Below are 4,459 nucleotides of genomic sequence, written 5' to 3'. Positions count from 1 at the left end.
GGTCTTTCGCAACTCCGCTCTGCTAAAAACCCGAACCTACCTCGGCCTACTCACCCCGTGCTTAGCACTCCATGGCTCGCAGCAACTGTAAGGAGAAGGCATCGTTTTTCCTTATTGTATTTTTTAACCTACTGATAGTATGTCAGAAACTGTTGATCGAGCGCTATACAATGCTATCGGGCTGGACTTTTTGCCTAACTATTGGGAATCACTTGTGTATACACTTTACCACCTCGCTTGAGAACCCATCCTGCAGCATCTCGGCCTCGCTTACCTTTGCGTGCGTCACCAAAGTAGCTTTCATCGAATTCAATTTTCCCACAAAATTATTCACTACGGTTCTGTTGTTTTAGGGCGATTTTTTCTCGTAACTTATGAAAGAATCGGATGGCTGTATTTCGGTGAATATCGGCCAAATCTGCCGCTGTTCTGGTGGTTGAATCTGCAATGAAATATTTCATCAATTCAATTTGCTTATTCTCTGGCAATTTACAGTGTTTTATGTACATATGATATCCTAACAAATCAAATATTAGGTGTCAGCCTCTATTTATTAAAAATAATAAAATCTAAATAAAAGTCCAATTTGATTAGACCAGAACAACTATTGAGCTTGATCAAATGGAAAAATATGGCAAAAAATCCTCTTTCCTCTATCCCTGCCATCTACTAGCCATAATAACAAAAAGCCCTGACCTAACACTCTATCACTGTTATAATCAAGCTTCATTAAAAAATAATGCTAGACAATGCTATATCACCAAATAAAAAAGAGATAAGAAATAATGACAGAATTATGCCCTTGCTGTAGCCAAAAGCCCTATTCCTCGTGTTGTCAACCTTTCGTGAGTGGCCAAACTCTTCCCGCAACACCCGAGCAGCTAATGCGCTCACGCTATACGGCCTACACTCAGGCAAATATTGACTATATTATTGCAACAATGCAAGGTGAAGCATTAAATGGATTTAACCGCAACAGCGCCACAACCTGGGCCAAGCAGTCCACCTGGTTAAACCTACAAGTCTTATCAGCACCAGCGGTCAAACAAGATGGTCAAGAAGGCTTTGTTGAGTTTATTGCTTCCTTACAAAATCAAGGCAAAATAGAATGCTTACATGAGAAAAGTCGCTTTATCAAAAATAAAGACCAATGGTTTTATGTCGACGGTCAGCAGCATTAAAGCCGTGCTAAGCTAGTCTGATTATTTTTTAACCACTGCCGAGCGACTTTGTGTTCAGGGTAATACAAAGAGACCAACTGCCAAAATGCCGGAGAATGATCAAAGTGCTTTAAATGACTCAACTCATGAACAATCACATAATCAATGATAAATTCAGGTGCTTGCAATAACTTCCAGTCAAAGCTCAAGCAACCGCTGCTTGAACAGCTTCCCCAACGTGCCTTATAAGAACGCACGCTGACTTTAGTCGGCTTGAGCTGCATGCGATTAGCAATAAAAAAAGTACGCTGTTCAAACCTTAACAAAGCTTGCTCCTTAAACCAAGCGGATAACTTGTCTCTGATGTAGGCTTGATGGTTTTCACTCTTTACCCGAGCCGGCACTCCCATTAAAAACGCATCATCATAAAATACAACTGATTGATTAACATAGGTTAATTTTAAAGAGTATTGCTTTCCTAGATAAGAAATAAGTGAACCTGAACTTAAGCTCTGATGCTGTTTAGTCGATGCAAGAGAAAAACGAATATTTTCTCTAACCCAAGCCTGGTTATCATCAATCGCCTGACAAACCCGCTGCTTTGACATACGCTTAGGGACGTTCATATGGACCTTACCATCACGAATGCTGAGGCCATATGTTTTCGTCCGGCCAGTGTGACTAATCCTGTAATCAATATTATCCACAGTCAACTGGTAGGTTTTTAGCTGCTTTAGTTTCTTGACAATCTTCATAGCGCCATCATAGCCTAAGTGCTCAAGAGTGCAAAGAGCAAAAATCAACACGATCATCAGCGTAAACTTAACCCTTTTGTTTTAATCGTTATTTAGTAGACATTGCTACTGAGCTAGAGCAAGCATCGCTAGCCATTGGCTAGCGCTTTCGGCCATCTAAAATTGTCAAATTTTGATAATGGTATAAAAAGTAAAAATAAATAAATCAAATAAGTAAAGGACCTTAATCTAACAACTAATTGACCTCTGCCTCCATCGAATCATAAAACCAAGAGCTCCCTACCGCATCAGCCCATAGACAATCACCTAAATCATAATGCCACCACTCTGATACAAAATTAGTAAAGCCCTCTTGCTTCATCGTATTAAAAAGCAAGCGCCTATTTTGACGAATCAGCAGCCAACGCTCGCTACTGATACCGAGGTTCGCCGAATAATCACGCTCAAAATAATCCGTTTGAGACAGCGTTGTTGTATTATCAAATTCAGTACCAAAATCCAGTGCAGTATTGGTCCTTAGGTCCATTAACGTCAAATCAATCGCACCACCTGAATTATGTGGAGGCACAGCAAAGCGAGATGGCTCATGTGGATGTGAGACATACTTCCTAACTTCAATCTCTAACCACTCTTTTGATCTACCCGGATGCCTTTGGTAAAGTTCACGATAAATTTGCTCAAATAATGTCTTCTGGCAGGCTACTGAACGATAGGCATCAAAAATAGCAAAGGCAAAATGTGGCGCTAAATTCTCTAATACAGCTAACAGCTTTAAATAAACGGACTGACGTGTATACATGACTGACAAAGCACCAGGTAATTTTTGCTGGTAATACTCATTTAAGCACATAATTCGAGAACTCGGCTTTAACTCAACACAAGCCGCTTGCTGCTGCAACTCGTTCAATGCCTGTTTATCTACTGTTTTATAATTATGGCAAATCGGCAGATCAGGCAGCATATTTTTTCCTACTTAATTTAACCAGGGGTTTCCCTTGACTATTTTAATGACCTGTAGCGCTTTAGCAACCGTAACCTGTCCGAATTAAACCAAGCGAAATATCTTTCATCCTCACTTTCAAACTATCAGGCTCCCTGTTATTGCCTCCAGACAATCTATCGTTCTTTAGGAGCTACCATTTAGCTTAATTAACAGTTAAAATGGCCAATTATTAATATTTAAAAAATATTTTATTTAAAAACATTATGAATAAATATCAAAAACTTAATGCAGAAAAAGCCATTGAATACGTTAAACAATACAATATATTCTTTACGCACTATGAGCACCTACGCTGTGAAGAAATTGGTGATGGCAACCTCAACCTCGTCTTTCGACTCATTAATGACAATGATAACAAAAGCTTAATTATAAAACAGGCTTTACCCTACGCTCGCTGTGTCGGTGAATCCTGGCCTTTATCGCTTGATAGAGCACGCATTGAAGCTGAAAGCACACAAATTCAAGCTAATATTTGCCCAGGCTATGTACCTAAGATTTACCATACCGATAACACACTGGCTCTCACTATCATGGAAGACCTCTCTGACCATGTAGTATTGCGCAACGGTTTAATCTCGGGGCAGTCTTATCCAGAGCTCCCACAACAAATCGGCTCTTTTCTAGCACACACACTATTTTATACATCAAATTTATATTTAGACTCCCACCTAAAAAAACAGTACCTTCGCCAATTTATTAACCCCGACCTGTGTAAAATTACTGAAGACCTGGTTTTAACTGATCCATTCTTTGGTTCAGAACGTAACCATTATGACCAAGATATTCAAACTCAAGTTACTGAACTGCAAAATAACCAACAATTACAACTTAACGTCGCTGCATTGAAATTAAAATTTCTTTCATCTACAGAAGCGCTCTTACATGGCGATGTCCATACCGGCAGTATTTTTGTAACAAAAAACTCAATGAAAGTGTTTGACTCTGAATTCGCCTATTATGGCCCCATGGGCTTTGATATTGGCCTGATTATTGGCAATATGGTATTAAGCCTTTGCTCTCATTTTATTCAAAATAATTTAAATTCAGTAAATTACTGTCTCAATGCAATTGAAATAATTTGGCAAACATTTGAAAGTAAATTTACAACACTCGCAAAAGAACACACCCAAGACCTCGCCTTTAAAAATGATATATATATTAACCACACTATAAAAAATATCTTTGCTGATACCCTAGGCTATACCGGCTGCGAGGTTATTCGCCGTATTATCGGCTTAGCTCACGTTGAAGATCTAGATGGTATGGAAAATAAAACACTTAAAAATAAAGCAGAAATTCTTGCTTTAACAATAGGCCAACAATTTATTTTAGAACAAAACCAACTCCATACAATCGATAATGTAATACAAAAACTCCAGGGACATCTGTAAAAAAAATTAAGATTATCACCTCACCTTACGCACAGGTCATAAACATTTTAATCGCCTAAGCTCTTCAAAAGCTATTTGATTTGACCGCACAAGTAATTTATATTTGAGTGCAAACGTAAGCGTCGCTACCTCGGTAGGTATTTTGCACAT

At 38.7% G+C, this 4,459-nt stretch carries 5 protein-coding genes; 2 read left to right on the top strand and 3 right to left on the bottom strand.

Annotation, left to right across the window (positions count from 1 at the left end):
- Window positions 1–326: 326 nt before the first annotated feature.
- On the bottom strand, window positions 327–509 hold the full coding sequence (locus C200_RS16655; protein WP_051307363.1) for a hypothetical protein: 183 nt from the start codon (window positions 507–509) through the stop codon (window positions 327–329).
- 276 nt (window positions 510–785) lie between these two features.
- Between C200_RS16655 and C200_RS03595 the strand changes: the two genes are divergently transcribed.
- Complete coding sequence (locus C200_RS03595; protein ID WP_129556590.1) at window positions 786–1,181, top strand: YchJ family protein; 396 nt, start codon at window positions 786–788, stop codon at window positions 1,179–1,181.
- Here the strand turns inward: C200_RS03595 and C200_RS03590 are convergent.
- Together C200_RS03590 and C200_RS03585 are read right to left on the bottom strand one after the other, a co-directional pair.
- Window positions 1,178–1,972, bottom strand: coding sequence for a M48 family metallopeptidase (locus tag C200_RS03590; RefSeq protein WP_032126312.1), 795 nt, complete (start codon window positions 1,970–1,972; stop codon window positions 1,178–1,180). The genes C200_RS03595 and C200_RS03590 overlap by 4 nt on opposite strands.
- Window positions 1,973–2,150: 178 nt before the next feature.
- Complete coding sequence (locus C200_RS03585) at window positions 2,151–2,876, bottom strand: M15 family metallopeptidase (RefSeq protein ID WP_016211756.1); 726 nt, start codon at window positions 2,874–2,876, stop codon at window positions 2,151–2,153.
- Between the two features lie 245 nt (window positions 2,877–3,121).
- Between C200_RS03585 and mtnK the strand changes: the two genes are divergently transcribed.
- Window positions 3,122–4,309: an S-methyl-5-thioribose kinase gene (mtnK, locus tag C200_RS03580; protein WP_016211759.1), complete on the top strand. Its 1,188-nt coding sequence runs from the start codon at window positions 3,122–3,124 to the stop codon at window positions 4,307–4,309.
- Window positions 4,310–4,459 lie beyond the last annotated feature (150 nt).

It is taken from the genome of Piscirickettsia salmonis LF-89 = ATCC VR-1361 (assembly GCF_000297215.2).
Lineage (GTDB): Bacteria > Pseudomonadota > Gammaproteobacteria > Piscirickettsiales > Piscirickettsiaceae > Piscirickettsia > Piscirickettsia salmonis.
Note: the sequence above shows the minus strand (reverse complement) of the source record. Positions and strands in the feature narration are given on the sequence as shown.